This is a genomic window from Dyella sp. 333MFSha (genome assembly GCF_900102405.1).
GTDB lineage: Bacteria > Pseudomonadota > Gammaproteobacteria > Xanthomonadales > Rhodanobacteraceae > Luteibacter > Luteibacter mycovicinus.
In genome coordinates, this window is record NZ_FNBR01000001.1 from 1,451,325 (window position 1) to 1,472,975 (window position 21,651).

The window sequence follows — 21,651 nt, forward strand, 5'->3', positions numbered from 1 at the left end:
TCGTTCTTTGCATACGGCGGTATGGACGTCTATGCTGGCGCACCGCACCATCCGCCACGGACGTCCATCATGAAGAAGTACCTGCTGCCCCTTACCGCCGCCCTCGCCGTTTTCGTCGCGGGCTGTTCAGGCAGCGCGGACGGCGGCAAGGCGGATCCTTCGGCGACGCTCACCATCGCGGCCACACCCGTGCCGCATGCGGAGATCCTCAAGGAGATCAAGCCCCTGCTTGCCCGTGAGGGTGTGAACATCGAGATCAAGGTGTTCACCGATTACGTCCAGCCGAACATGCAGGTCGCGCAGAAGCAGATCGACGCCAACTTCTTCCAGACCGAGCCGTATCTCGACGCTTTCAATAAAGAGCGCGGTACCCACCTGGTCAAGGTGGTGGGCGTGCATATCGAGCCTTTCGGCGCGTATTCGAAGAAGTTCACCTCGATCGACCAGCTGCCGGACGGCGCCGATGTCGTCATCCCCAACGATCCCAGCAATAACAGCCGCGCGCTGCTGCTCCTGGCCAGGCATGGCCTGGTCAAGCTGAAGAATCCGGATGACCGCCTCGCCACGCTGAAAGACGTGGTCGAGAACCCGAAGCACCTGAAGTTCCGCGAGCTCGAAGCCGCCATGCTGCCGCGCGTGCTCGACCAGGTCGACCTCGCCCTGATCAACACCAACTACGCGCTGGCCGCCAAGCTCAACCCGGTCAAGGACGCGCTGCTGATCGAGGACAAGAACTCGCCGTACGTGAACTTCCTGGTCAGCCGTGCCGACAACAAGGACGATCCGCGCGTGCAGAAGCTCGCCGCGGCCCTCACCTCGCCCGAGGTGAAGGCCTTCATCGAGAAGAACTACGGCGGCGCCGTGCTGCCGGCGTTCTGAACCGGCATATCGAACACCTTGCGCAGGTAAGCGACGTACTCCAGGTCGTCGCTCATGTTCTTGCCCGGCGAGTCTGAAATCTTCGCCACGGGCTGACCATTGCATCGGGTCATCTTGATGACGATGTTGATCGGCGCCGGCCCCACGTCGTTCGTGAGGTTGGTGCCGACGCCGAACGAGAGCAGACAGCGACCGTCGAAATGACGGTACAGGTCCATCACACGCGGAATGTCCAGGCTGTCGCTGAAGACGAGCGTCTTGGTCCGCGGGTCCACACGGTTCGCCACGTAATGAGCCAGTACGCGGTCGCCCCATACGAAGGGGTCCCCGGAGTCGTGGCGCGCACCGTCGAACAGTTTGCAGAAATACATGTCGAAGTCACGCAGGAACGCCTCCAGTCCGTAGACGTCGGAAAGCGCGATGCCGAGATCGCCACGGTATTCGCGGGCCCACGCCTCCAGCGCGGCGGTCTGCGAGTCGCGCAGACGCGGCCCCAGCGACTGAAACGCCTGCAGGTATTCGTGCGCCATGCTGCCAATGGGTACAAGACCCTGCCGCATCGCCAGCCACACATTGCTCGTACCCGCCAGTTGCGGACCCAGCCCCCTGGCGAGCGTCGCCAGCATCTCCTCATGCCATGCCTGCGAGAACCGACGACGGGTGCCGTAGTCGGCGATGCGTACGCGCTCGAAGCCCGGGGTGTCGCGCAGCAGCGCGATTTTCGCCTCCAGGCGCGCCCTGCCCTCCGTCAGATCGATGTCCGGCTGTGTCGCGCGGTAGTACAGCTCGTTCACGATCGCCAGCAGCGGCACCTCGAACATGATCGTGTGCAGCCACGGGCCCTCGATCACGATATCGATCTCGCCATGGGCCTCCGCCGCGGGCGCGACCGACACATACTTGGCGTTGAGGTGGAAGAGACCGAGGAAGTCGACGAAGTCGCTCTCGATGAAGCGCAGACCACGCAGATAATCCAGTTCCGCGTCGGTGAAGCGCAGCGCGCACAGGCCGTCGAGCTCCTCGCGGATACGACCGATCAGCGGGACCAGATCGACGCCCGGCGTGCGGCAGCGAAAGCGATATTCCACCTGAGCCGCCGGGTACTGATGCAGCACCACCTGCATCATCGTGAACTTGTAGAGGTCGGTGTCCAGCAGCGAGGTGACGATCATGCGCTCGCCCCGGTCAGCCCGATCTGTTTGTCGACCGCGTCCACGAAGGCTTCCGTACCGGGCCACGACGTAATCCGTCCCAGCTTCCGGCCGCGATGGAAGAGGAAGAACGCCGGAATGCCATGCAGCCCGAAACGCGTGGCCATCGTCGGATCGTCATAGACGTTGTCGTGCAGCCAGCGCACCTGCGGCCAGCTGAAGCTTTCGGGCGTAAGCAGCATCTGTCGCTTGGCGATGTCGCAGTTCGGACAATCGCGCCCCCACAGGAACAGGATCGCGATGCGGTTGTCGTCGGTCGCCAGCTCGGCGTCGAGGGCGGTATCGACCACCTTCTGCATCGGGAACTGTTCGAAGAAGCGGGGAACGGTGGTGTCGGCCATGGTGAATCCGTGATCGGGTCGATCCCCCGAGGTGGGGACGATGAGGGGATAATCCGAGGGTACAACCGCCAAGGATTCCCCGTGCGCGCTTTCATCGGTCTTGCCCTGCTCCTCACCGCCTCGCTCACTCAGGCGGCCACGCTGACCCTGGATACGGGCAAGGGGCCTCAGCGGATCACCACGGAGCAGCTTCTGGGCCGGCCCGACGTGCGCGCCATCGACGTGCCTGGCGACGTGTCGTACCACGCGACCATGCATTATCGGGCCATACCGCTGAAGGCCCTGCTGGGCGGGGTGGATCCCGCGGCGCATCTTCAGTTCGTCGCCCTGGACGGCTTCGCGGCCGAGATTCCCGCGGCGCTGGCGCTGCAGGCCCGCGCCGAGGCCTGGCTGGCGATCGAGCCTGCCGACGCGCCCTGGCCGAAGCTGGGCCCCGACAAGCCAGGCGCTGGCCCGTTCTACCTGGTCTGGCTGCATCCGGAGGCGGGCCACGTCGGCTCCGAGCAGTGGCCCTATCAGGTGGCGACGATCCGCGTGCTGGCGGACCCGGCGTCCCGGTTCCCGAAGATGCGCCCGGCGCCCGGCCTTGCCACCAGCGATCCGGTGATGCGAGGGTTCGCGGTGTTCCAGCGCGACTGCATCACCTGCCACACGCTCAATGGCCAGGGCGACGCGAAACTCGGGCCGGATCTGAATGTCCCGCACAGCCCGACCGAATACCTGCGCGACGACCTGTTCCGCGTACTCGTCCGCAACCCGCAGGACCTGCGTCACTGGCCGCAGGCGAAAATGCCGGGGTTCGACCGCGATACGCTCTCCGATGCCGACCTGGACGATCTGGTGGCGTATCTGAAGCATATGGCGGGGAGAAAGGCCGCGCCCTGAACGACGGCGTCACGCCGCCGGCTTACCCTCCACGATCAACTCGCTCGACGCCCGGTGATAAACCTCGAGATCGAGAATCCCGCGCTCCCGGGCCACGAGCACCGGCACCACCATCTGCCCGGTCACGTTGGTCATCGTACGCATCATGTCCAGAATGCGATCGATGGCGACCAGGTAGCCGATACCCTCCAGTGGCAAGCCGGCCGAACTCAGCACCAGCGTCACCATGACCGTCGCCGTACCTGGCACCCCCGCCGTGCCGAATGAGCCCAGCACCGAGGCCAGCAGGATCACCACGTACTGCGCGGGCTGCAGGTCGAGATGGAAATACTGCGCGATGAAGACCGCCGAGATCGCCGGGTAGATCGCTCCGCACCCATCCATCTTGATGCTCGCGCCCAGCGGCACCGCGAATGCAGCGTATTCCTCCTTTACGCCCATGTTGCGCACGACGCTACGCAGCGCGATGGGCATGGCGGCGAAGCTCGACGACGAGGTGAAGGCCACCTGCATCGCCGGGAAGGCGGCACGGAAAAATCTCACCGGATTGAGTCCGTGCGTCAGCAACAGGCCACCGTAGACGAAGACGATCTGCAGCGCGCAGGCGAGATACAGCGCGCCGACGAAGGTCGCCAGGGGCAGCAGCTTCTCGAAGCCGTAACTGCCCACCAACGCGGCGATGAGACCGAAGGTGCCGATCGGCGTCACCTCGAGCACGAAGCGCGTGACCTGGATCATGCCGTCATTCGCTTCGCCCGCCAGTGCACGCAGCCCGGCCGACTTCTCGCCGACCTTCACGAGCGCAAGGCCAAGCAGGCCGGCGAAGAAGATGACCTGCAGAATTTTCCCTTCGCTCAGGGCCCTGAACGGGTTCGCGGGCACGATGTCGAGCAGCACCTTCACCGGCTCGGGCACGTCCTTCGGATGCCAGCCGGTCGGCGTCGTCAGACCTTCGACACCGAGTCCCGGCTGCAGGACATGCGCAACGAGTAATCCAACGAACACCGCCAGACTCGCCGTCGCGGCGAACCACGCGAACGTGCGTCCACCCAGGGCAGCGACATCCTTCACGCCGTGCAGGCTCGACACGCTGTGTAGTACGGCGAAGAACACCAGAGGCACGGCGATCATCTTGATCAGCGTGACATAGAGCGTGCCAAGCGGGCCGAACCATGTCGCGGCGTCGGGCCCGATGGCCCAGCCGGCCAGCGCGCCGAGGACGAAACCCGCCGCTACCCGCTTCCAGAAGCGGACGCGGAACCACGATGTGAACAAGGACATGAGACGTGCCAGGCAAGGGCAATGAATCACGATACAACGCGGAGTAGCCGTCTGGACGGCCAATCCCGAACGCTGTGTTTCCTCTCGCGAACGCTGAGGGGTTGATATACCTCGAAGGAGCATACATGACCGACCAGAACGTGCTTTTCCAGCCCTTTCGTGCTGGCGACATCGAACTCGCCAACCGCATCGTCATGGCGCCGTTGACCCGCGACCGATCGGGTCCGGATCGCGTGCCGCGTGCACTCGCGGTCGAATATTACGCCCAGCGCAGCACCGCCGGGCTCATCGTATCCGAGGCGACGCAGATTTCACCGCAGGGTCAGGGCTATCTCGATACGCCGGGTATCTACAACAGCGCCCAGGTCCGCGGCTGGAAACGCGTTACCGACGCCGTGCACGCCCGCGGAGGGAAAATCGTTCTCCAGCTGTGGCACGTCGGCCGCATTTCACACACCAGCCTTCAACCCGGCGGTAAAGCACCTGTCGCACCGTCAGCGATTCGCGCCGATGGCAAGACCTTCACGGCCCACGGGATGGAACCGGTCTCCGCGCCACGAGCGCTCACGGCCGGTGAGATTCCCCTGATCGTCAATGACTACCGCCGCGCCACCGAACTCGCTCTCGACGCCGGGTTCGACGGCGTCGAAGTGCACGCCGCCAATGGTTACCTGATCGACCAGTTTCTGCGCGACAAGACCAATCGTCGCGACGATGCCTGGGGCGGCAGTATCCCCAACCGGCTACGTTTCCTTCGCGCCGTACTGGACGCCGTCATCGGTGTGGCAGGCAGCGGCCGTACGGGCATCCGCATCTCGCCGACGACGCCGGCGAACGACATCGCCGATTCCGAGCCGACGAAGCTGTTCAATGCGGTGATCGACGACCTGAAAGCACGGAATCTGGCTTACACCCATGTGATCGAAGGCGCCACGGGCGGCCCTCGCGACGTCCTTCCGTTCGACTACGACGCCTTCCGGGTGCGGCACGGCGGGACCTGGATGGTCAACAACGGTTACGACCGTGCCATGGCCGTCGATGCGGTGCGCAGCGGGCACGCCGACCTGGTGGCGTTCGGACGTCCGTTTATCGCCAACCCGGACCTGGTCGACCGGCTGCGTGAAGGGTACCCGCTGGCTAAGCCGAACCCGAAGACGCTCTATGGGGGCGGTGCGGAGGGTTATACGGATTATCCGGCGTTTGCCAGGTAAGTCGCCGCCGGTCCATCGCGAGCAGGGTTGGCTCCGTCGTCGGAAGCGAACCCTGCTGGCGTCAGCGTGCTGACGACTTCAACGTCTCGAGTTCACGCGTCCGGTCAGCCGGCGCCTTCTTCCCAAGCTCCTTCACCCTCGCAAAGAAGACCGGCCACCTTCGCCCGCATCGTTCAAACAGCGCGGCGAACGATGGTTTCCACGTGTCATAAAGCCCAAACGGCAACAGCGCGGCATTATTGAGCGGCCTCGCCATCCATCGGTCATACCGGCGATCGCCACCGGCGACCGTCGCCCGCCACTCGACATAGTCACCACGAAACATCTCGAAAGCTTCCGCCTTGGCGACACGCTTCGTCTCGTCGCTGTCCTGCGTCGCATAGATCGAGCCGAGCCGGTCGCGCAGCGCAAGAACACGGGCCGTAAAAGAGCCGTCGAGCTCGCCATCCTTCTCGCCCGGCGGCGGTAGCCCCCGGGCGGTGCGCCACTCACGCACACCTTCCTCCTCGACGAAGCTCGCATACGATTCGTTGAACGACGAATCGTCTTTCACGTAGAACTGCTGATGAGCCAGCTCATGGAAGATCGTACCCGCGAGGGTATCGTCATCCCAGTAAAGCATGCTGCTGATGATCGGATCGGCGAACCAGCCCAGTGTGGAATACGCGGGGACCTCACCCAGCGCCACGTCGTCCCCCGCCGCCTTCAGCCGGGCCGCCTCCCGGTCCGCGAGGTCCTTGCGGAAGTACCCCCGGTACGCGACGCAGCCTGCAATCGGAAAACAATGCGTGACAGGCGCAACGGACAGTTCCGGTGCGGCGAAGACGTTCCAGGCCACCCACGGACGATCGAGCTGGACGAAATAGGTGTAGCTGCGATTGTCGGGCAAGCCGAGGTTCGCCGAGGCGAACCGCCGGGCCTCGCTGGCGAGTTCCAGGCGGTGGCGTGTTTTCTCCGGTGTTTTGGGATCGCGCAGCACGTTCGCGATCGGCCGTCGCCCGGCGAGCAGCGACGCCTGACCGTGCGCGACATGCGCGTAGTAACCAAGCGAGCGGCAGCCGGTGAGTGTGGTGAGCAGGACAACGACGATGTGGGATAGGCGCATACCCCATTCTGCCGTAAACGATGTAGGAGCGAGCCCCGCTCGCGACCAACGTCGCGGCGAGCCCCCATCGCGAGCAGAGCTCGCTCCTACCCAGGCCGGGCGCGGCCGCGTCAGCGGGGGGCCTTGCCCCCGGTCATGCTCTGCAGCACGCCATCGCGACGAATCAGGCCATGCATCAACGCCGCACCCATGTGCGCAACGAAGGTCAGGAAGAACAACCAGGCCAGATACCGGTGCGACTCGCGCAACCACGCGAACAACGCGGGATCGGTCGGCAGGATCTTCGGCAGATGCACGCCAGCGAACATCGTCACCGGATAGTTACCCGCCGAAAGCATGCCCCAGCCGATCAACGGCATCGCGATCATGAGGGCGTAGAGCAGCACGTGCGAGCCATGTGCGGCCAGCTTCTGCCACAGAGGCAGATCCGCCGGCAGCGGCGGGGCGGGATGCGTCAGGCGGAAGGCAAGCCGGATCAGTGCCAGCACGAAGATCACGATGCCCAGCGGACGGTGGATCGTCAGCAGCCAGTCGTGCTTTTCGGCCACGGTACTGACCATGCCCGCGCCGATGAAAAGCATCGACAGCACCATGATCGACATCAGCCAGTGCAAGGCGCGTGCGAAGGGGTGGAACGTCTGATCGCGGCTCATCACTTGGCCTCCTTGGGACGGGCGGCACCGGGGAGATGGCCCTCTTCGCTGGTTCGACGCAGGTACGAATCGGCGTACGCCGCGGAACGTGCCGCCAGCAGCGGATCGTTCGATGTTTCGATGCCCTTCGGCAGGATCGTGGGATCGTAATTCACGTCGCGGCACGGACCGGTCGCCTGATCCTGCCAGCTGTCGATCACCAGCGTGCCCGCGTCCACCGATTTGCGGTCATCCGGCCAGGCTTTCGCGGCGTCGTCGATGGGATCGCCGTCGCCGGCGAACGTCATGATCAGATGCCAGCGAAGGGGACCTGCCGCAAGCCGCTTCGAAAGATCGGCGGCAAGGTAGTCGGTGTCGCCGGCCGCTGGCGAGCCGTCGCCGGTCTCCGGCGTCTCGGGCACCATCTTCCAGCGCACCGCACGGCGCTCACCCGCAGGGTCGCGCAGGTAGAACGCGTTGATGCTCTGGTAGGTCTCCGTGGCGTAGCTGGCCGGCGGCTTCGCCGTCTTCGCCCAGCCGAGAAAGGCACCCGTCTCCGGATGCGCGCCGAAGAACGCACCGGCCTTCGCCGGATCCGGTTTGCCGGTCTTCGGATCGGGATGGGTGGCGACCTGAAGGTCGTAGAACGCCTGCGGGGTCGACACCGGGAAGACCGGCATCGCGTTCATGCCGGTGCGCCACTGCTCGCCATCGGCCAGATCGAAGCGCAGCGCGAAGCTGCGGATGGGAATCGAGCTGTCCGCCGCATAGGGATTTCCGCCGGGAATGGCCAGCCGGCCGACGACCGGTGTCCTTTCCTTCGCGAAGACGGCCGAACGGGAAAAACTCTGCAGCGCGCCGCTGCCTTCGAAATAGCCGCCGACGCATATGCCCTTGGCATGGTTGCGACGGTATCCGGGGTGCGCGCCGCCATTGGCCTCCAGGGAATCGACGATCTTCTTCGGCGACAGGCGCTCCGGTGCCAGCCAGCCACCGACGTAACCAAAAGCGACGGCGGAGCCGGCGACCGCCAGTCCGATCAGGGCCCAGCGCCAACCGACGTGCGCCGGAGGGCGCCGATTCTCGGTGTCTTGCATGCGTATCTCTCCAATTCCAGGGTGGTCGTGCTCAAGGTGGGACGTACGTCCACGACTTTTATTCCCGGTCAGGGGAATATTTCTTCGAACCGGGCGTCTAACGCCTGACACCCCGCCCGAGGTCCGGCATGTCCGACCCCAAGATCGACGAAGCACTACGCTCGATGCTGCCGCGCCTGCGGCGCTTCGCGCTGTGGCTTGCCCGCGACGAACACGCGGCCGACGATCTGGTCCAGTCCACGATCGAGCGCGCGCTGTCGAAATGGCATGCGCGACGCGACGACGAGAGTCTGCGGGCATGGCTGTTCTCGATCTTGTACCGGCTGTTCCTCGACGGGAAGCGACGGTCCGGCCGTTACGCCCGCCTGCTGAGCATGCTGGGCCGGGAAGAACCGACCTGGCCGTCGGCCGAGCGGGTCGCCGTGGCGCACTCGACCCTGGGCGCGTTCGCCTCGCTGCCGGTCGAGCAACGGAGCCTGCTGATCTGGATCACCGTCGAAGGCATGAGCTACCAGGAGGTAGCCGACATCCTCGAAGTGCCGATCGGCACCGTCATGTCCCGACTGTCCCGGGCCCGCCGCGCGCTGCGCCGGCTGGGCGAGGGCGTCCCCGAAACACCTGCCCTGCGACTGCTGAAATGACCCACACGCCCCCCAGCGAACACGACATCCACGCCTACGTCGACGGTCACCTGGACTCGCCGCACCGTAGCGAGGTGGAACGGTATCTCGCCCGTCATCCCGAGCGCGCTGACGAAGTACAGGGCTGGCGGCAGGACGCCCAGCAGCTGCGGACCCTGCTGGCGGGCGATCTCGCCCCTGCCCCGGCCTTCGATCCCGCCCTGGTCAGAGCGCGCGCCGGGCGCCGTCGCATCGTTCGTCTGGCCATGGCGGCCAGCCTTCTGTTCTGTCTCGCCGTGGGCGGCATGGCCGGCTGGGCCGCGCGCGGCATGGGTCCGGGCGCCATGAAGCCCATGGCCGATGCGATGCAGGCCTATCGCCTGCTGGCGCTGGATCACGGTGTGGGCATGGACATCACGACGGCCAACGAGGGCGACCTGCGCTCCTGGCTGGCCGGCCGCGTCGGCTCCAGCGTCCGCCTGCCCGACCTCGCCGATGCCGGCTTCCGTCCGATCGGCGGCCGCCTGTTCGCGACCGACCAGGGTCCGGCGGCCATGGTCCTCTATGACGACGGCAGCGGCCACACGGTGAGTTTCTACGTCAGGCCCCCGGGGGTCGCCCGGCACCTGTTGCCGCGAGGCACCCGTGAAGACAGCGGCCTGCTGGCCGACTACTGGTCACAAGGCGACCATAACTACGCCGTGGTTGCCATGGCCGATGAAGCCGGCCGAGCCGCCGCTCAGCGCATGACGGCCAGAACGATCTGACGAGCGATCCGGCACCCGCGCCCGGTCGGCGCCAACCCTCCCGGCGATCCGCCCGACAGGACGACGACGGACCTCAGCGCTCCTGCAATTCCCCGTTGTGCAGCTCAAGGGTCCGATCCATCCGCCCCGCCAGCCGCGTGTCATGCGTCACCAGCACGAAGCTGGTCCCGATCTCCCGGTTGAGCTCGAGCATCAACTCGTAGACGTGAGCCGCATTGGCTTCGTCCAGGTTGCCGGTCGGCTCATCGCCCAGCACGCACGCCGGACGCGTCACCAGCGCACGCGCCACCGCGCAGCGCTGACGCTCACCGCCGGACATCTCCGCCGGACGATGCCGCAGCCGCGACGACAGCCCCACGCGCTCGAGCAACGCGGTCGCTTCCTTCTGCGCCTGCGCAATCGACACGCCGCGAATCAGCAGCGGCATGCACACGTTTTCCAGCGCCGTGAACTCCGGCAGCAGATGATGGAACTGGTAGATGAAGCCCAGTGAGCGATTGCGCTCACGACCGCGCTCGGCGTCCGACAGTTCGGACAGCACGCGACCGTTCACCTCGACCTTGCCGGCCGTGAGCGTATCGAGCCCACCGATGATGTGAAGCAGGGTCGACTTGCCCGAGCCCGATGCGCCGACGATGGACATCGTCTCGCCGCGACGCAGGGCGAAATTGACGTTGGACAGGACGCCCGTACGCAGGTCGCCCTCTTCATAGACCTTGGCGACGCCCGTGGCGCGCAGGACGATATCGTCGTTGGGCTTATTCATAACGGAGCGCCTGGGCGGGCTGCGTGCGCGACGCACGCCACGCCGGATAAAGCGTGGCCAGCAGCGAGAAAGCGAAGGTCACCAGCACCACCCAGCCCACGTCGGACCAGAGCAGCTGACTGGGCAGCTCGCTGATGTAGTACACGTCGGGCGAGAGAAAATTCTGCCCCGTGACGTGCTCGATCCACTTCACGATGGCCGGCAGGTTGTACGACAGCAGCGCGCCGAGCGCGACGCCCGCGCCGATGCCGACGATGCCGACCAGCAGGCCCTGCACCATGAACATGCCCATGATGCTGCGCGGCGTCGAGCCGAGCGTGCGCAGGATGGCGATGTCCGCCTGCTTGTCCGTTACCAGCATCATCAGCATGGAAATGAGGTTGATCACCGCGACCAGGATGATCAGCGAGAGGATCACGAACATCACCGTCTTCTCCATGTCGATCGCGCGGAAGAAGTTGGCGTGGGTATCCATCCAGGTTTCGACGCGGTACGTCTGGCCGAGTTTGTTGACCAGGTCCTGCGCCACCGGCCAGGCGGCACGCAGGTCGTCCAGCTTGAGGCGGATACCGGTCGGACCATTGAGGCCGTTGAGACGCTGGGCGTCTTCCATGGAAATCAGGGCGAGGTTGGCATCGTATTCCTGCATGCCCAGCTCGAAGATGCCGCTGACCGTGAAACTGCGCAACTTGGGCACGGCACCCATGGGCGTCGCCGTGAACTGAGGCACCACGACCGTCACCTTGTCGCCCACCTGCACACCGAGCGTCATGGCCAGTTCGCGCCCCAGGGCGATCTTCCAGCTGCGATCGGTCAGGTCGGTCATCTTGCCTTCGACCATATGCGTATCGATGTCGGAGACCTTCGGCTCCAGCGACGGCACGATGCCGCGGATCAGGGCGCCGCTGGGCCGGCGGGCCTGCAGAAACGCCTGGATTTCGACATAGGGCGCGGCGCCCTTCACGTGCTTCGTGGCTTCGGCGGTCTTCACCGCCGTCTGCCAGTTCTGCACCGTGTCGTCGATACCGGACACGGTGATATGCGAAACGGCACCCAGGATGCGGTTACGCAATTCGTTATCGAAGCCGTTCATCACCGACATGACCGTGATGAGCGCGGTCACACTGATGGCGATGCAGACGATCGACACCGTGGAAATGAACGAAATGAACTGGTTGCGACGCTTGGCGCGCGTGTAGCGCAGTCCGATGAAAAGTTCGAGGGGTCTGAACATACCTGTCGATCGCAGCCTTGAATGAGGGGGCCAACGCGAAAGGCAGCCACCGCGCGGCAGAGTGCCCGATGCGGCCCGTCGGGGCAAGCTGGAACAGTAGACCGGGCAGATATCCTTCAGCTTTCGCCGGGATACGCTTACGGGCCCTCACGCCGGTTTCAAACGGCCGCGCAAAAGACGGAGGTGTTCCGTCGACGTGCTGTCTGGCATCAGTAACACATGCCCTGCCCCGCCGCGCCAGCGAAACCGGAGAAACATCGCCAATCCGACCCGGCGGACGTGCAACAGTTCCGCCGGCATGGCGAACCCGCGGCGATCCGTCACGCTCCAGACGCCATCGACCGCCCAATGCAACCGACGTAGCCGCGGGTGCCGATACCGGTGGACCCGACGCATGCCGAATACGCCGATAACCGTCATCGACGACCAGCGGGCGAACAACGGCAGCGAGGTGAATAACGGTGCGAGAGTGGCCAGACCGACCACCAGGACAAGCCATGCGGTCAGCGTGGTCGAGGGCTTTATGTCAAAGCTCATGCCTTGCGCGGATGTCATCGATGATCGCCTGCCAGTCGTCGCGAGGGGCGCGGGCATGGCCCATCACCCAATCCCAGAGATCGGGATCCTGCACGTCCAGAAGCGCATCGAATGCCGTCTTCCCCGCTTCATCGGCGTCAGCGAAACGCACTTCCAGCCACCACCCGAACAGGCGATCGAGTTCGCGGGTACCACGTCGGGTACGCCAGCGGAGGCGTTTGAGGCGGGCGTCTTCCATAGCGGGCAACGGCTTCGTGTAGGAGCGCGCCCCGCGCGCGATGGATCTGGCGATTTCCTCGGGGGATATCGCAAACCCATCGCGCGCGGGGCGCGCTCCTACAGGTGCCTTTTAGGCCGACCGCCTTTGCACGATCAGCTTCTTGATCTCCGCGATCGCCTTGGCCGGGTTGAGACCCTTCGGGCAGGTGCGCGCGCAGTTCATGATCGTGTGGCAACGGTAGAGCTTGAACGGATCTTCGAGGTCGTCGAGACGGTTACCGGTGTCTTCGTCACGGCTGTCGACGATCCAGCGGTAAGCCTGGAGCAGAATGGCGGGACCGAGGTAACGGTCGCCGTTCCACCAGTAGCTCGGGCACGAGGTCGAGCAGCAGGCGCAGAGAATGCACTCGTACAGACCGTCGAGCTTCTTGCGGTCTTCCGGCGACTGCAGGCGCTCCTTGTCGGCCGGCGCCGGGCTCTGCGTACGCATCCACGGCTTGATCGACGCGAACTGGGCGTAGAAGTGCGTGAGATCGGGCACCAGATCCTTCACCACCGGCATGTGCGGCAGCGGATAGATGTTGACCGTACCGCCGCCGCACTCCTCGATGGCGCGCGTACACGCCAGCGTGTTGGTGCCGTCGATATTCATGGCGCACGAACCGCAGATGCCTTCACGGCACGAACGACGCAGCGACAAGGTCGAGTCGATCTCGTTCTTGATCTTGAGCAGGGCGTCGAGAACCATCGGACCGCACGTGTCGAGATCGACCTCGTACGTGTCGGTGCGCGGGTTCTGGCCGTCGTCCGGCGTCCAGCGATAAATCTTGAAGGTACGCGTGTTCTTCGCGCCCTTCGCCGGGAAATGCTTGCCGGCCGTAATCTTGGAATTCTTGGGTAGCGTGAACTCTGCCACGATTGCCTCTCCGGTCCGGTATCAGTAAACGCGCTTTTTCGGCGGCACGACTTCGACGTCGTCCGTCAGGGTGTACATGTGCACCGGACGGAAGTCGAAGCTGGACTTGCCGGCCTCGTCGATCCACACCAGGGTGTGCTTCTGCCAGTCATGGTCGTCACGATCCGGGAAATCCTCGCGGGCATGCGCGCCGCGGCTTTCCGGACGTTGTTCGGCCGAATGCATGGTAGCCACCGCCTGCGCGAGCAGGTTGGAGAGCTCCAGCGTTTCGATCAGGTCGGAGTTCCAGACCAGCGAGCGGTCGCTGACCTTGACCTGCTCGAACGAGGTGAAGACCTCGGAGATTTTGGCCTTGCCTTCCTTCAGCGTCTCGCCCGTGCGGAACACGGCGGCGTCGGACTGCATGGTCTTCTGCATCTCGGCGCGGATCGCGGCGGTCGGCAGCGTGCCGTCCGCGTTACGCAGCGCGTCGAAGCGACCGAGGATCTTGTCCAGCGCGTTGGCCGGGAGATCCTTGTGCGGCGTGCCCGTCTTGATGAGCTCGGCGCAGCGATGCGCCACGGCGCGACCGAACACCACCAGATCGAGCAGCGAGTTGGAACCCAGACGGTTGGCGCCATGCACCGACACACAGGCCGCTTCGCCGATCGCGAACAGACCCGGGACGATCGAATCCGGATCGTCGTCGCGCTTGGTCACGACTTCGCCGTGATAGTTGGTCGGAATGCCGCCCATGTTGTAGTGGACGGTCGGGAGCACCGGAATCGGCTCCTTGGTGACGTCGACGCCGGCGAAAATACGCGCGGACTCGGCGATACCCGGCAGGCGCTCGTTGATGACCTCGGGACCGAGGTGCATCAGGTTGAGATGGATGTGGTCCTTGTTCGGGCCCACGCCGCGGCCTTCGCGGATCTCGATGGTCATGGCGCGGCTGACGACGTCGCGCGAAGCGAGGTCCTTCGCGTTGGGCGCGTAGCGCTCCATGAAGCGCTCACCGTCGGAGTTGGTGAGGTAACCACCTTCGCCGCGGACACCCTCGGTGATCAGGCAGCCGGCACCGTAAATGCCCGTCGGGTGGAACTGCACGAACTCCATATCCTGCAGCGGCAGACCGGCGCGCAGCACCATGCCGCCGCCATCGCCCGTGCAGGTATGCGCGGAGGTGGCGCTGAAGTACGCGCGACCGTAGCCGCCCGTGGCCATGACCACGGCATGGCCACGGAACAGGTGCAGGGTGCCTTCGTTCATGTCGAGGGCAAGTACGCCCACGCACTTGCCATCCTCGAACACCAGGTCGATAGCGAAGTATTCGATGAAGAACGTGGCGTCGTGCGCCAGGGCCTGCTGGTAAAGCGTGTGCAGGATGGCGTGACCGGTACGGTCGGCCGCGGCGCAGGTGCGCTGCGCGGTGCCCTGACCGTAGTGCGTGGTCATGCCGCCGAACGGACGCTGGTAGATCTTGCCTTCCTCGGTACGCGAGAACGGCACGCCATAGTGTTCGAGCTCGATGATGGCCGGGATGGCCTCACGACACATGTACTCGATGGCATCCTGATCGCCGAGCCAGTCGGAGCCCTTGATCGTGTCGTAGAAGTGGAAACGCCAGTCGTCTTCACCCATGTTGCCGAGCGCGGCGGAAATGCCGCCCTGCGCCGCCACGGTGTGCGAACGGGTCGGGAAGACCTTGGTGATGCACGCGGCCTTGAGGCCCTTCTCGGCCAGACCGAAGGTGGCGCGAAGGCCTGCGCCACCGGCGCCGACCACGATCACGTCGTATTTGTGTTGCTGAACCTTATAGGCTTCCATCGATCAGTTTCCGAGCGCGATGCGCAGCACGGCCAGCACGCCCGAGAGCGCGGCGAGTACGGCGATGAACTTGATGGCCACCAGCGACGCGACTTCGAGCCAGCGCGTGTGGACGTAATCTTCAATCACGACCTGCAGGCCGAGGACGGCATGCCTGAACATCGTGACGATGAGAGCGATGAGCAGGACCGCGTTCCAGGGCCTGGCGATAGTGGCGCGGGCCGTGGCGTAGTCGGTGTGGACCAGGCTCAGCACCACGAGGACGAACCAGATCGTCAGGAACACCAGCGCCAGCGCGGTGGTGCGCTGCTGCATCCAGTGTCCGACACCGTCCTTCGCGGAGCCCAGGCCGCGGGCACGGGCGAGCGGGTTACGCAGATCCTTGCTCATGCGTGACCTCCGAGCAGCAGATACGCCCAGACGAGCACGGTCAGCACGATGGCGGCGATGATAGACAGCCAGCTGGAGCGGACGAAGGACGCGATCGCGTAGCCCTTCCCCGTGTCCTGCACCAGGTGACGGATGCCGTTGGCGAGGTGATAGAAGAAGGCCAGGGTCCAGCCGATCATGACCAGCGTGCCGACGAGGCTGCCGGCGCAGGCCGAGAACGTCGAGAAGGCGTCGGGGCCAGCGGCGAGGGCGCACAGCCCCCAGACAATGATCAGGCTACCTACGGCGAGGATGATCCCCGCGGCGCGATGCAGGATGGAGGTAGCCATCTGCACTTGCCATTTGTAGACCTGGAGATGCGGTGAGAGCGGTCGTCCCGTTTGTGCCATGGCGGCTATCCTGGATTGGAATCGCTGATGCCCGACGCACCTACCCTTGCCTTCCTGAACTCAGAAGTCGATACAGCGTCCGTTCTTTTCCCAGTCGCCATAACGCGTGGGGTCCAGCGGCGCCTTATCGACCTTTGGCTCGCCGTTCGTGGGGACGACTGGCGGTACGAGCGGCTTCGCCGGGGCGGAATCGTTCGGGCCTTTGGACTCGGAGGGATTGTCGGACATGGTTATAAAGCCCCAAAAGGGTAATACCTGTGGCAAATCAGCACAACCTTGACGATCGGGCGGAACCTTGGTTTGGCCTTGGGCCGACCGTATATCCTACGCCTCCGCCCCGACTTGCGCCTCCCCATGCCGAGCCGTACCACTCGCACGATCACCCTGACCGGCCCCGACGCGGCCGCATTCGCCAACGCCCAGTTCGGCAGCGCCGTGCTCTCTCTCGGGGTGGGTCGCTGGCAGTGGAGCGGCTGGCTCGACCCCAAGGGGCGGGTTCGTGCCCTGCTCCAGATCGCGCGCCCCGACAACGAGCGATTCGTCGTCGTTCCGCGCGGTGGCGACGCGGAGATGCTGGCGTCCGATCTCAGGCGTTTCGTGTTTCGTTCGAAGGTGAAGATCGCGGTATCCGATGTACTGCATGTATCCGACGGTGACGCGATCGGCGATGGCGACATACGCGAAGAAGATGACGCCTTGTATTTCGGTGAAGGCGATACATCGACACGTATAAATACGATGCAAGGTGGAGACACGTGGTACGCGCGTCACATACGGAAAGGATATGCGTGGCTTCCCGACGAGGCGACCGACGCGCTGCTTCCGCCCGCTTTGTCGATGGAGCGACTGGTTGCCGTCGCATTCGACAAGGGCTGTTTCCCTGGCCAGGAAATCGCTGCGCGACTGCATTTTCTGGGCGGTCACAAAAAGCATCTGCACGTCGTGCGAAGCGATGACACGTTGCGCGAGGGCGAGACGCTACGCGTTAACGGCCGCGATATAGGTATCGTGCTGATGCATGCGGCATCGCAACCTTCATCTATATCGCTTGTCGTACTCGACGACGGCATTGCATCGGCAGAGACTCTTGAAATAGATGACAAGCACCTACACATCTTATCGACATTCGAAGCGTGATCTTTCGCAGGTTCGCAAGAATGTGTCTCACGCAATGTGTGAGTTAAAGCTGAACCGGACAGCTCACGCACTTGCAGAATTCGTGCAGCGCCACTAGGCTCCGCCGATCCAATTTAAGTGGTCGTGGTGTTTCTCCACGGTTACACCCGCGACGATCCGTCGATGATGACGGTTCTGGCGCGACCCGGCGAAAGCCGGAGATTGAAGCAACGCGCAGCCCATGAGTAGCGCGTAGTCAGCCGACGGAGCCGCCGCCTTTGCGAGCCGCTCCCTTTCGGTGCACCCCCATACCGGGCGACTCCGGACAGTCGCCCAGTACAGTCACAGTGTGTGACGCCCGCCTCATCCGTGTTTCTCCAAACACAACATCGGATGTCGTCGGTTGGTCCAGGTAGTAACGGCCTGCCCGCCCGTCTACCGCTCATACGTCCCCCATGGCTCTTTCCGAAAGAAAGCCGCAAGTGACGGAAAAGCTCGTTGGAGGCAGATACACATGAAACTTTCCGCGCTGCTCTGGATGGCGTCCGTCCTCCCGAGCCACCTCGCCGACCAGACGTGCCTGGCGACGACGGTATACCTCGAAGCACGTAGCGAACCCACCATCGGCCAGTACGCTGTGGCGGAAGTCGCCCTTCGACGCCGCGACCGCGGCATGGGCGGCGACAAGGTGTGCGACGTCGTTTCGGCGCCACATCAGTTCGCGATCACCACCACGCCGAAGGATTTCGAGATCACGGATCTCGTCTCCTGGTCCAAGGCATGGAAGGTGGCAGGCGACTCCCTCAATAACTGGAGCCTGCCAAAGAGTGAACGACTCGTTTATGTTCCGCAGGCCGACCACTTCGCCACGGCTGCCGTTTCGCCGAACTGGTCCGCAAGCCGTATCGTTCGCAAGATCGGCGACCACGCGTTCTACGCCGTGAACTGACAACGGCCTCACAACGTGCGGGGAAAAGGAAGGCAGAGCGGGCAGCTTGTGCTTTCCCGGGAAAAGGGGCCCTCGGATGAGGGTCTTTTTTTGCGCCCGATTTTCTCGTCGATCATAAAAAAACCCGCCGAAGCGGGTTTTTTATTTAGCCGTCCATACGTCTAAACGATCAACGCCGATAGACACGATCCCCGCGCACCTCGACGTAATCGCCGCGACGCAGCTGGGGATCTTCCACCTGGGTCACCGTGGCCCGGCGACCGTCGTCCAGACGGATGCTCACGCGGAAGGCGACCTGATCGGCACCATTGCGCTTGCCGACCTGATTACCGACCACGCCGCCGACCACCGCGCCGCCGACGGTGGCGGCCGAACGACCGTCACCCTTGCCGATGGTGTTGCCCAGCAAACCACCGGCGACCGCGCCGATGACGGCACCCAGCGGCGACGAGTCGCGCTGTGTATAGACCTGCTCGACGTCGTCCACGACGCCGCACTGCTCGCACCCACGCGGTGCGCCCTGATATACGACGCGATCCTCGCGATACACACGACGTGGCTGCTCATAGCACGCGGTCAACGACAGCGTGGCGACGGCGGCGGCGACGAGGCCGGACTTGCGGACAATGCTGTACATGGATGAAGCCTCTGGGAACGCGTTGGAGAATCAGCGTGCGTCGGAGACGACCGACACGCCTTCCTGTACCTCGACGCGATCGCCCGGATCGTGATCCATACGCACCGAACGCGTCACGCCGTTGTATTCGTAGCGAACGTCATAGGCGACGATCTTGTCACCCGACGTGCCAGCCACGGTGCTGCACTTGCGCACCGTGCTCGTGGTGGTATTCGTTTCCTGGCGACGCTCCTGGATCTCGTGGCCCGCATAGCCGCCACCCACCGCGCCGGCCACCGTCGCCAGCGTGCGCCCCTTTCCACCGCCGATCTGGTTGCCGAGCAGACCGCCGGCGACCGCGCCGATGGCCGTTCCGGCAATCTGATGCTGGTCCCTGACCGGCACATGGCGCGTCACCACCTCATCGTGGCACTCGCGCTGCGGCGACGAGGCCGCCTCGCGGACCGGATCGACGCTGACCACGCGGCCGTACTTCGGGCCGGCCGGTGCGGGCGCGGGAGCAGAGGCCGCGGCGCCGTCGCCACGGTAGGACACATCGGCATTCGCGTCGCGGTTGCACGCGGACAGGCCGCACACCAGCGCCGCGCCCAACGCGATGTTCAGGACGGAAATCTTCAGACTGCTCATAACCCTACTCTCCTAACGAAGGTCCGCGACCTCGATGGCGCATGAGCCCCATCTCCCGGAAGTCGCCTCGGAGGACATTTGACATTCGTTAAACTGAATGAGGCCTTAGACTGTCGCTACCTTCATTCAGGCATCACGCTTACATGGTCGATCTGGTCGACACCCACGCACATCTGGACGACGCGTCGTTCGACAGCGACCGGCATGAGATGTACGAACGCGCAGCCGCGGCGGGCGTTCGCCGCTGGATCGTGCCGGCGATCGATCGCGGCAACTGGGAAACGATCGAACGACTCGCCGGTGAGAGGGACGGCGTTTTTCCCGCCTACGGACTGCATCCCTTGTTCATCGACCGGCACCGCGACGAGCACCTCGCCGAACTGCCCGACTGGCTCGATGGCCACGGCGCCGTGGCCGTGGGCGAGATCGGGCTGGACTGGTACGTCGAAGGACTGGATCCGGAGCGGCAGCGCGACGTGTTCATCCGCCAGCTGGGCATCGCGAAGGAGCACGGCCTTCCGGTGATCGTGCATGCACGCCGGGCGTTCGAGGAGGTCATCCATACGCTTCGCCGGGTCGGCGGATTGCGTGGCGTGGTGCACAGCTTCTCGGGAAGCGAGGAGCAAGCCCGGCAACTCTTCGACCTTGGCTTCCACATCGGCATCGGCGGCCCGGTCACCTACGACCGGGCTCACCGTATCCAACGCGTCGTCGCGACCATGCCGGCGGAGTGGCTTCTGCTCGAAACAGATGCGCCCGATCAGCCCTGTATGCATCGTCGCGGGCTACGCAACGAGCCGGCGTTCATGACCGATGTCGTGGACACCGTGGCGGTCCTGCGCGGCATCAGCCGCGAGGAGGTCGCGGAGGTCACGACACGCAACGCCGGTCGTCTCTTCTCGCTCGGGCGCGCACGAGTCGACGACGCTCGCTAGCGCGGAACGGACCAGAACTGAAAATCCTTTGGAAGCAGCCCATAGCGACTCACCCGGATGATGAAGGGCGATTCGACGGTGGCCGGCCACACGTGCACCTGAGGCCTTCCCTCGAGCTTCAGCTTTGTCCCGGTCAGCGCGACACCGGCGAGCGAGCCAGGCGCGAACCCGAAAAACGCCGGCGCATTGTATGGGTCGAGAATTTCGAAGACGAGCGATCCGAAATCGTAATATTTCCCGTCCTGATCCTTGAGCTCGAAGATTCCCGCGAGATCGTGCGTCATACCCGCAGCCAGCTTACGCGTGCCATAAAACTCTCCTTCGAGCGTGGTCGGCACGTTCGACGCGACACGGACGAAGAATTCGTGTTCGACCTTGCGATCGATGGGCGCGTTCACCGTGAATGCCCGGACCGTGAAGTTATCACCCGGCAACCCCGATGCGATAAGCGGCACCGGCGGTACCGCCCGACCACCGGAATCGGTGTAGGTGCTGGCGTATTTTGACGGGCGACCGTCGATGAGGAAATGTGGCTGCGCTTCCGCATGAGGGTCGCCGGGCTCGATTTGCCACGCGATGAGTTCTCCGCCTACCAGGCTACCATCGGGGTCGGTGGCGACCACGCCGCGATCAGCAATCCACGCACCGGGATCGACATGGATGGGATCGCGCCCGCCCGGCCTGAGCTTCGATACCCTTGAGGAACCGTCACCGCCGGCAGGGAAGGACGCCGCCGCCGATACGGGCTCCGGGACCCGGTCGCGCCCCCGCCTCGGATTGGCGTTCTCTTCCGGCCCGGAAGGCATAGCGATGGTCCAGCGATCTTGCGGGGCTTTGGCAGTGTCGGTCGTGTTCGATGGCTTGTCCGTCGTCATATGGCTCTCCTTTTCCCATGGCTGCATGGTCCTCATGCACGGTGACTATGCGCTTCGCAGGAGTCGACGAACAGCCGCCCGACGATGATGTCGATTTATTTCGTCATCCGCATTCGGCAGCTGCGCCCGATGTGGCTGATAGGGCGCGCTTAGTCGCCAAGGCGGTCCGGGGCACGAAGGCACTTGTTGCCTGAAGCCACTGCTTGCTAGGCTAATAGTTCACCAG

The 21,651-nt window shown here is 64.4% G+C and carries 26 protein-coding genes; 8 read left to right on the forward strand and 18 right to left on the reverse strand.

The features are described 5' to 3' along the window. Positions 1 to 69: 69 nt before the first annotated feature. Positions 70 to 879 carry a MetQ/NlpA family ABC transporter substrate-binding protein gene (locus tag BLT40_RS06190; protein WP_079521351.1) on the forward strand — a complete coding sequence of 270 codons (810 nt, stop codon included), beginning with the start codon at positions 70 to 72 and terminating at the stop codon, positions 877 to 879. On the opposite strand, the gene pncB is transcribed toward BLT40_RS06190, so the two are convergent. Both pncB and BLT40_RS20560 read right to left on the reverse strand, forming a co-directional pair. After that, entirely contained in the window at positions 849 to 2,051 is a 1,203-nt protein-coding gene (pncB, locus tag BLT40_RS06195; protein WP_079521352.1) for a nicotinate phosphoribosyltransferase, read from the reverse strand. The genes BLT40_RS06190 and pncB overlap by 31 nt on opposite strands. Further along, positions 2,048 to 2,431 carry a YbbN family protein gene (locus BLT40_RS20560; RefSeq protein WP_036113597.1) on the reverse strand — a complete coding sequence of 128 codons (384 nt, stop codon included), beginning with the start codon at positions 2,429 to 2,431 and terminating at the stop codon, positions 2,048 to 2,050. Before BLT40_RS20560 ends, pncB begins: the two co-directional genes overlap by 4 nt. An 81-nt stretch (positions 2,432 to 2,512) precedes the next feature. On the opposite strand from BLT40_RS20560, the gene BLT40_RS06205 reads away from it, so the two are divergent. Then, on the forward strand, positions 2,513 to 3,316 hold the full coding sequence (locus tag BLT40_RS06205) for a cytochrome c (protein ID WP_079521353.1): 804 nt from the start codon (positions 2,513 to 2,515) through the stop codon (positions 3,314 to 3,316). Between the two features lie 9 nt (positions 3,317 to 3,325). Here the strand turns inward: BLT40_RS06205 and BLT40_RS06210 are convergent, their stop codons facing one another. Then, positions 3,326 to 4,597, reverse strand: a complete 1,272-nt coding sequence (locus BLT40_RS06210; RefSeq protein ID WP_079521362.1) for a dicarboxylate/amino acid:cation symporter — start codon at positions 4,595 to 4,597, stop codon at positions 3,326 to 3,328. A gap of 125 nt (positions 4,598 to 4,722) precedes the next feature. On the opposite strand from BLT40_RS06210, the gene BLT40_RS06215 reads away from it, so the two are divergent. Then, positions 4,723 to 5,808, forward strand: a complete 1,086-nt coding sequence (locus tag BLT40_RS06215; RefSeq protein WP_079521363.1) for an alkene reductase — start codon at positions 4,723 to 4,725, stop codon at positions 5,806 to 5,808. A gap of 61 nt (positions 5,809 to 5,869) precedes the next feature. On the opposite strand, the gene BLT40_RS06220 is transcribed toward BLT40_RS06215, so the two are convergent. The 3 genes from BLT40_RS06220 to BLT40_RS06230 form a co-directional block, all read right to left on the reverse strand. Then, a complete protein-coding gene (locus tag BLT40_RS06220; protein WP_079521364.1) occupies positions 5,870 to 6,913 on the reverse strand; it encodes an aminopeptidase in 1,044 nt (347 codons plus the stop codon). Between the two features lie 110 nt (positions 6,914 to 7,023). Further along, positions 7,024 to 7,566, reverse strand: a complete 543-nt coding sequence (locus BLT40_RS06225; RefSeq protein ID WP_079521365.1) for a cytochrome b — start codon at positions 7,564 to 7,566, stop codon at positions 7,024 to 7,026. Continuing rightward, entirely contained in the window at positions 7,566 to 8,642 is a 1,077-nt protein-coding gene (locus tag BLT40_RS06230) for a catalase family peroxidase (protein WP_079521366.1), read from the reverse strand. The genes BLT40_RS06225 and BLT40_RS06230 overlap by 1 nt, the downstream gene beginning before the upstream one ends. A 128-nt stretch (positions 8,643 to 8,770) precedes the next feature. On the opposite strand from BLT40_RS06230, the gene BLT40_RS06235 reads away from it, so the two are divergent. Both BLT40_RS06235 and BLT40_RS06240 read left to right on the forward strand, forming a co-directional pair. After that, positions 8,771 to 9,283: a sigma-70 family RNA polymerase sigma factor gene (locus BLT40_RS06235; RefSeq protein ID WP_079521367.1), complete on the forward strand. Its 513-nt coding sequence runs from the start codon at positions 8,771 to 8,773 to the stop codon at positions 9,281 to 9,283. After that, positions 9,280 to 10,029, forward strand: coding sequence for an anti-sigma factor family protein (locus BLT40_RS06240; RefSeq protein ID WP_079521368.1), 750 nt, complete (start codon positions 9,280 to 9,282; stop codon positions 10,027 to 10,029). The genes BLT40_RS06235 and BLT40_RS06240 overlap by 4 nt, the downstream gene beginning before the upstream one ends. A gap of 73 nt (positions 10,030 to 10,102) precedes the next feature. Here the strand turns inward: BLT40_RS06240 and lolD are convergent, their stop codons facing one another. From lolD to BLT40_RS19930, 9 genes are all read right to left on the reverse strand, one after another. Next, the gene (lolD, locus tag BLT40_RS06245) at positions 10,103 to 10,795 is read right to left on the reverse strand and encodes a lipoprotein-releasing ABC transporter ATP-binding protein LolD (protein ID WP_036113617.1); all 693 of its coding nucleotides are present in this window, start codon (positions 10,793 to 10,795) and stop codon (positions 10,103 to 10,105) included. Continuing rightward, the gene (locus BLT40_RS06250; RefSeq protein ID WP_043693705.1) at positions 10,788 to 12,029 is read right to left on the reverse strand and encodes a lipoprotein-releasing ABC transporter permease subunit; all 1,242 of its coding nucleotides are present in this window, start codon (positions 12,027 to 12,029) and stop codon (positions 10,788 to 10,790) included. Before BLT40_RS06250 ends, lolD begins: the two co-directional genes overlap by 8 nt. 147 nt (positions 12,030 to 12,176) lie before the next feature. Next, the gene (locus tag BLT40_RS06255) at positions 12,177 to 12,566 is read right to left on the reverse strand and encodes a hypothetical protein (RefSeq protein WP_079521369.1); all 390 of its coding nucleotides are present in this window, start codon (positions 12,564 to 12,566) and stop codon (positions 12,177 to 12,179) included. Further along, positions 12,556 to 12,804, reverse strand: a complete 249-nt coding sequence (locus tag BLT40_RS06260; protein WP_079521370.1) for an FAD assembly factor SdhE — start codon at positions 12,802 to 12,804, stop codon at positions 12,556 to 12,558. Before BLT40_RS06260 ends, BLT40_RS06255 begins: the two co-directional genes overlap by 11 nt. Before the next feature lie 111 nt (positions 12,805 to 12,915). After that, positions 12,916 to 13,701 (reverse strand): succinate dehydrogenase iron-sulfur subunit, encoded by a 786-nt coding sequence (locus tag BLT40_RS06265; RefSeq protein WP_036113620.1) that lies wholly within the window; start codon positions 13,699 to 13,701, stop codon positions 12,916 to 12,918. Positions 13,702 to 13,722: 21 nt separating this feature from the next. Next, the gene (gene sdhA, locus BLT40_RS06270) at positions 13,723 to 15,507 is read right to left on the reverse strand and encodes a succinate dehydrogenase flavoprotein subunit (protein WP_090352295.1); all 1,785 of its coding nucleotides are present in this window, start codon (positions 15,505 to 15,507) and stop codon (positions 13,723 to 13,725) included. A 3-nt stretch (positions 15,508 to 15,510) separates the two neighbouring features. Next, the gene (sdhD, locus tag BLT40_RS06275; RefSeq protein ID WP_079521373.1) at positions 15,511 to 15,897 is read right to left on the reverse strand and encodes a succinate dehydrogenase, hydrophobic membrane anchor protein; all 387 of its coding nucleotides are present in this window, start codon (positions 15,895 to 15,897) and stop codon (positions 15,511 to 15,513) included. Then, positions 15,894 to 16,286, reverse strand: a complete 393-nt coding sequence (gene sdhC, locus BLT40_RS06280) for a succinate dehydrogenase, cytochrome b556 subunit (RefSeq protein WP_079521374.1) — start codon at positions 16,284 to 16,286, stop codon at positions 15,894 to 15,896. Before sdhC ends, sdhD begins: the two co-directional genes overlap by 4 nt. A gap of 60 nt (positions 16,287 to 16,346) precedes the next feature. Beyond that, a complete protein-coding gene (locus BLT40_RS19930; protein ID WP_079521375.1) occupies positions 16,347 to 16,514 on the reverse strand; it encodes a DUF1674 domain-containing protein in 168 nt (55 codons plus the stop codon). Positions 16,515 to 16,640: 126 nt separating this feature from the next. Here BLT40_RS19930 and BLT40_RS06290 point away from each other — a divergent pair, with 126 nt between their 5' ends. Then, positions 16,641 to 17,423: a CAF17-like 4Fe-4S cluster assembly/insertion protein YgfZ gene (locus BLT40_RS06290; protein ID WP_090352297.1), complete on the forward strand. Its 783-nt coding sequence runs from the start codon at positions 16,641 to 16,643 to the stop codon at positions 17,421 to 17,423. 493 nt (positions 17,424 to 17,916) lie between these two features. Further along, the gene (locus BLT40_RS06295) at positions 17,917 to 18,351 is read left to right on the forward strand and encodes a cell wall hydrolase (protein ID WP_036113631.1); all 435 of its coding nucleotides are present in this window, start codon (positions 17,917 to 17,919) and stop codon (positions 18,349 to 18,351) included. A 169-nt stretch (positions 18,352 to 18,520) separates the two neighbouring features. Here BLT40_RS06295 and BLT40_RS20725 read toward each other — a convergent pair whose 3' ends face one another. Then, positions 18,521 to 18,988 carry an outer membrane lipoprotein gene (locus BLT40_RS20725; RefSeq protein WP_043693693.1) on the reverse strand — a complete coding sequence of 156 codons (468 nt, stop codon included), beginning with the start codon at positions 18,986 to 18,988 and terminating at the stop codon, positions 18,521 to 18,523. A gap of 30 nt (positions 18,989 to 19,018) precedes the next feature. Next, positions 19,019 to 19,615, reverse strand: coding sequence for a glycine zipper 2TM domain-containing protein (locus BLT40_RS06305; RefSeq protein ID WP_036113634.1), 597 nt, complete (start codon positions 19,613 to 19,615; stop codon positions 19,019 to 19,021). Positions 19,616 to 19,758: 143 nt separating this feature from the next. Here BLT40_RS06305 and BLT40_RS06310 point away from each other — a divergent pair, with 143 nt between their 5' ends. Beyond that, on the forward strand, positions 19,759 to 20,550 hold the full coding sequence (locus tag BLT40_RS06310; RefSeq protein WP_090352300.1) for a TatD family hydrolase: 792 nt from the start codon (positions 19,759 to 19,761) through the stop codon (positions 20,548 to 20,550). Here BLT40_RS06310 and BLT40_RS06315 read toward each other — a convergent pair. Continuing rightward, positions 20,547 to 21,425 (reverse strand): hypothetical protein, encoded by an 879-nt coding sequence (locus tag BLT40_RS06315; protein ID WP_090352302.1) that lies wholly within the window; start codon positions 21,423 to 21,425, stop codon positions 20,547 to 20,549. The two genes, BLT40_RS06310 and BLT40_RS06315, sit on opposite strands and share 4 nt — an antisense overlap. Between the last annotated feature and the right edge of the window lie 226 nt (positions 21,426 to 21,651).

Bases quoted from the DNA above. Each gene is read 5' to 3' on its own strand.
- BLT40_RS06190 (WP_079521351.1), top strand. From the start codon at position 70: ATGAAGAAGTACCTGCTGCCCCTTACCGCCGCCCTCGCCGTTTTCGTC.
- pncB (WP_079521352.1), bottom strand. From the start codon at position 2,051: ATGATCGTCACCTCGCTGCTGGACACCGACCTCTACAAGTTCACGATG.
- BLT40_RS20560 (WP_036113597.1), bottom strand. From the start codon at position 2,431: ATGGCCGACACCACCGTTCCCCGCTTCTTCGAACAGTTCCCGATGCAG.
- BLT40_RS06210 (WP_079521362.1), bottom strand. From the start codon at position 4,597: ATGTCCTTGTTCACATCGTGGTTCCGCGTCCGCTTCTGGAAGCGGGTA.
- BLT40_RS06215 (WP_079521363.1), top strand. From the start codon at position 4,723: ATGACCGACCAGAACGTGCTTTTCCAGCCCTTTCGTGCTGGCGACATC.
- BLT40_RS06220 (WP_079521364.1), bottom strand. From the start codon at position 6,913: ATGCGCCTATCCCACATCGTCGTTGTCCTGCTCACCACACTCACCGGC.
- BLT40_RS06225 (WP_079521365.1), bottom strand. From the start codon at position 7,566: ATGAGCCGCGATCAGACGTTCCACCCCTTCGCACGCGCCTTGCACTGG.
- BLT40_RS06230 (WP_079521366.1), bottom strand. From the start codon at position 8,642: ATGCAAGACACCGAGAATCGGCGCCCTCCGGCGCACGTCGGTTGGCGC.
- BLT40_RS06235 (WP_079521367.1), top strand. From the start codon at position 8,771: ATGTCCGACCCCAAGATCGACGAAGCACTACGCTCGATGCTGCCGCGC.
- BLT40_RS06240 (WP_079521368.1), top strand. From the start codon at position 9,280: ATGACCCACACGCCCCCCAGCGAACACGACATCCACGCCTACGTCGAC.
- lolD (WP_036113617.1), bottom strand. From the start codon at position 10,795: ATGAATAAGCCCAACGACGATATCGTCCTGCGCGCCACGGGCGTCGCC.
- BLT40_RS06250 (WP_043693705.1), bottom strand. From the start codon at position 12,029: ATGTTCAGACCCCTCGAACTTTTCATCGGACTGCGCTACACGCGCGCC.
- BLT40_RS06255 (WP_079521369.1), bottom strand. From the start codon at position 12,566: ATGAGCTTTGACATAAAGCCCTCGACCACGCTGACCGCATGGCTTGTC.
- BLT40_RS06260 (WP_079521370.1), bottom strand. From the start codon at position 12,804: ATGGAAGACGCCCGCCTCAAACGCCTCCGCTGGCGTACCCGACGTGGT.
- sdhA (WP_090352295.1), bottom strand. From the start codon at position 15,507: ATGGAAGCCTATAAGGTTCAGCAACACAAATACGACGTGATCGTGGTC.
- sdhD (WP_079521373.1), bottom strand. From the start codon at position 15,897: ATGAGCAAGGATCTGCGTAACCCGCTCGCCCGTGCCCGCGGCCTGGGC.
- sdhC (WP_079521374.1), bottom strand. From the start codon at position 16,286: ATGGCACAAACGGGACGACCGCTCTCACCGCATCTCCAGGTCTACAAA.
- BLT40_RS19930 (WP_079521375.1), bottom strand. From the start codon at position 16,514: ATGTCCGACAATCCCTCCGAGTCCAAAGGCCCGAACGATTCCGCCCCG.
- BLT40_RS06290 (WP_090352297.1), top strand. From the start codon at position 16,641: ATGCCGAGCCGTACCACTCGCACGATCACCCTGACCGGCCCCGACGCG.
- BLT40_RS06295 (WP_036113631.1), top strand. From the start codon at position 17,917: ATGAAACTTTCCGCGCTGCTCTGGATGGCGTCCGTCCTCCCGAGCCAC.
- BLT40_RS20725 (WP_043693693.1), bottom strand. From the start codon at position 18,988: ATGTACAGCATTGTCCGCAAGTCCGGCCTCGTCGCCGCCGCCGTCGCC.
- BLT40_RS06305 (WP_036113634.1), bottom strand. From the start codon at position 19,615: ATGAGCAGTCTGAAGATTTCCGTCCTGAACATCGCGTTGGGCGCGGCG.
- BLT40_RS06310 (WP_090352300.1), top strand. From the start codon at position 19,759: ATGGTCGATCTGGTCGACACCCACGCACATCTGGACGACGCGTCGTTC.
- BLT40_RS06315 (WP_090352302.1), bottom strand. From the start codon at position 21,425: ATGACGACGGACAAGCCATCGAACACGACCGACACTGCCAAAGCCCCG.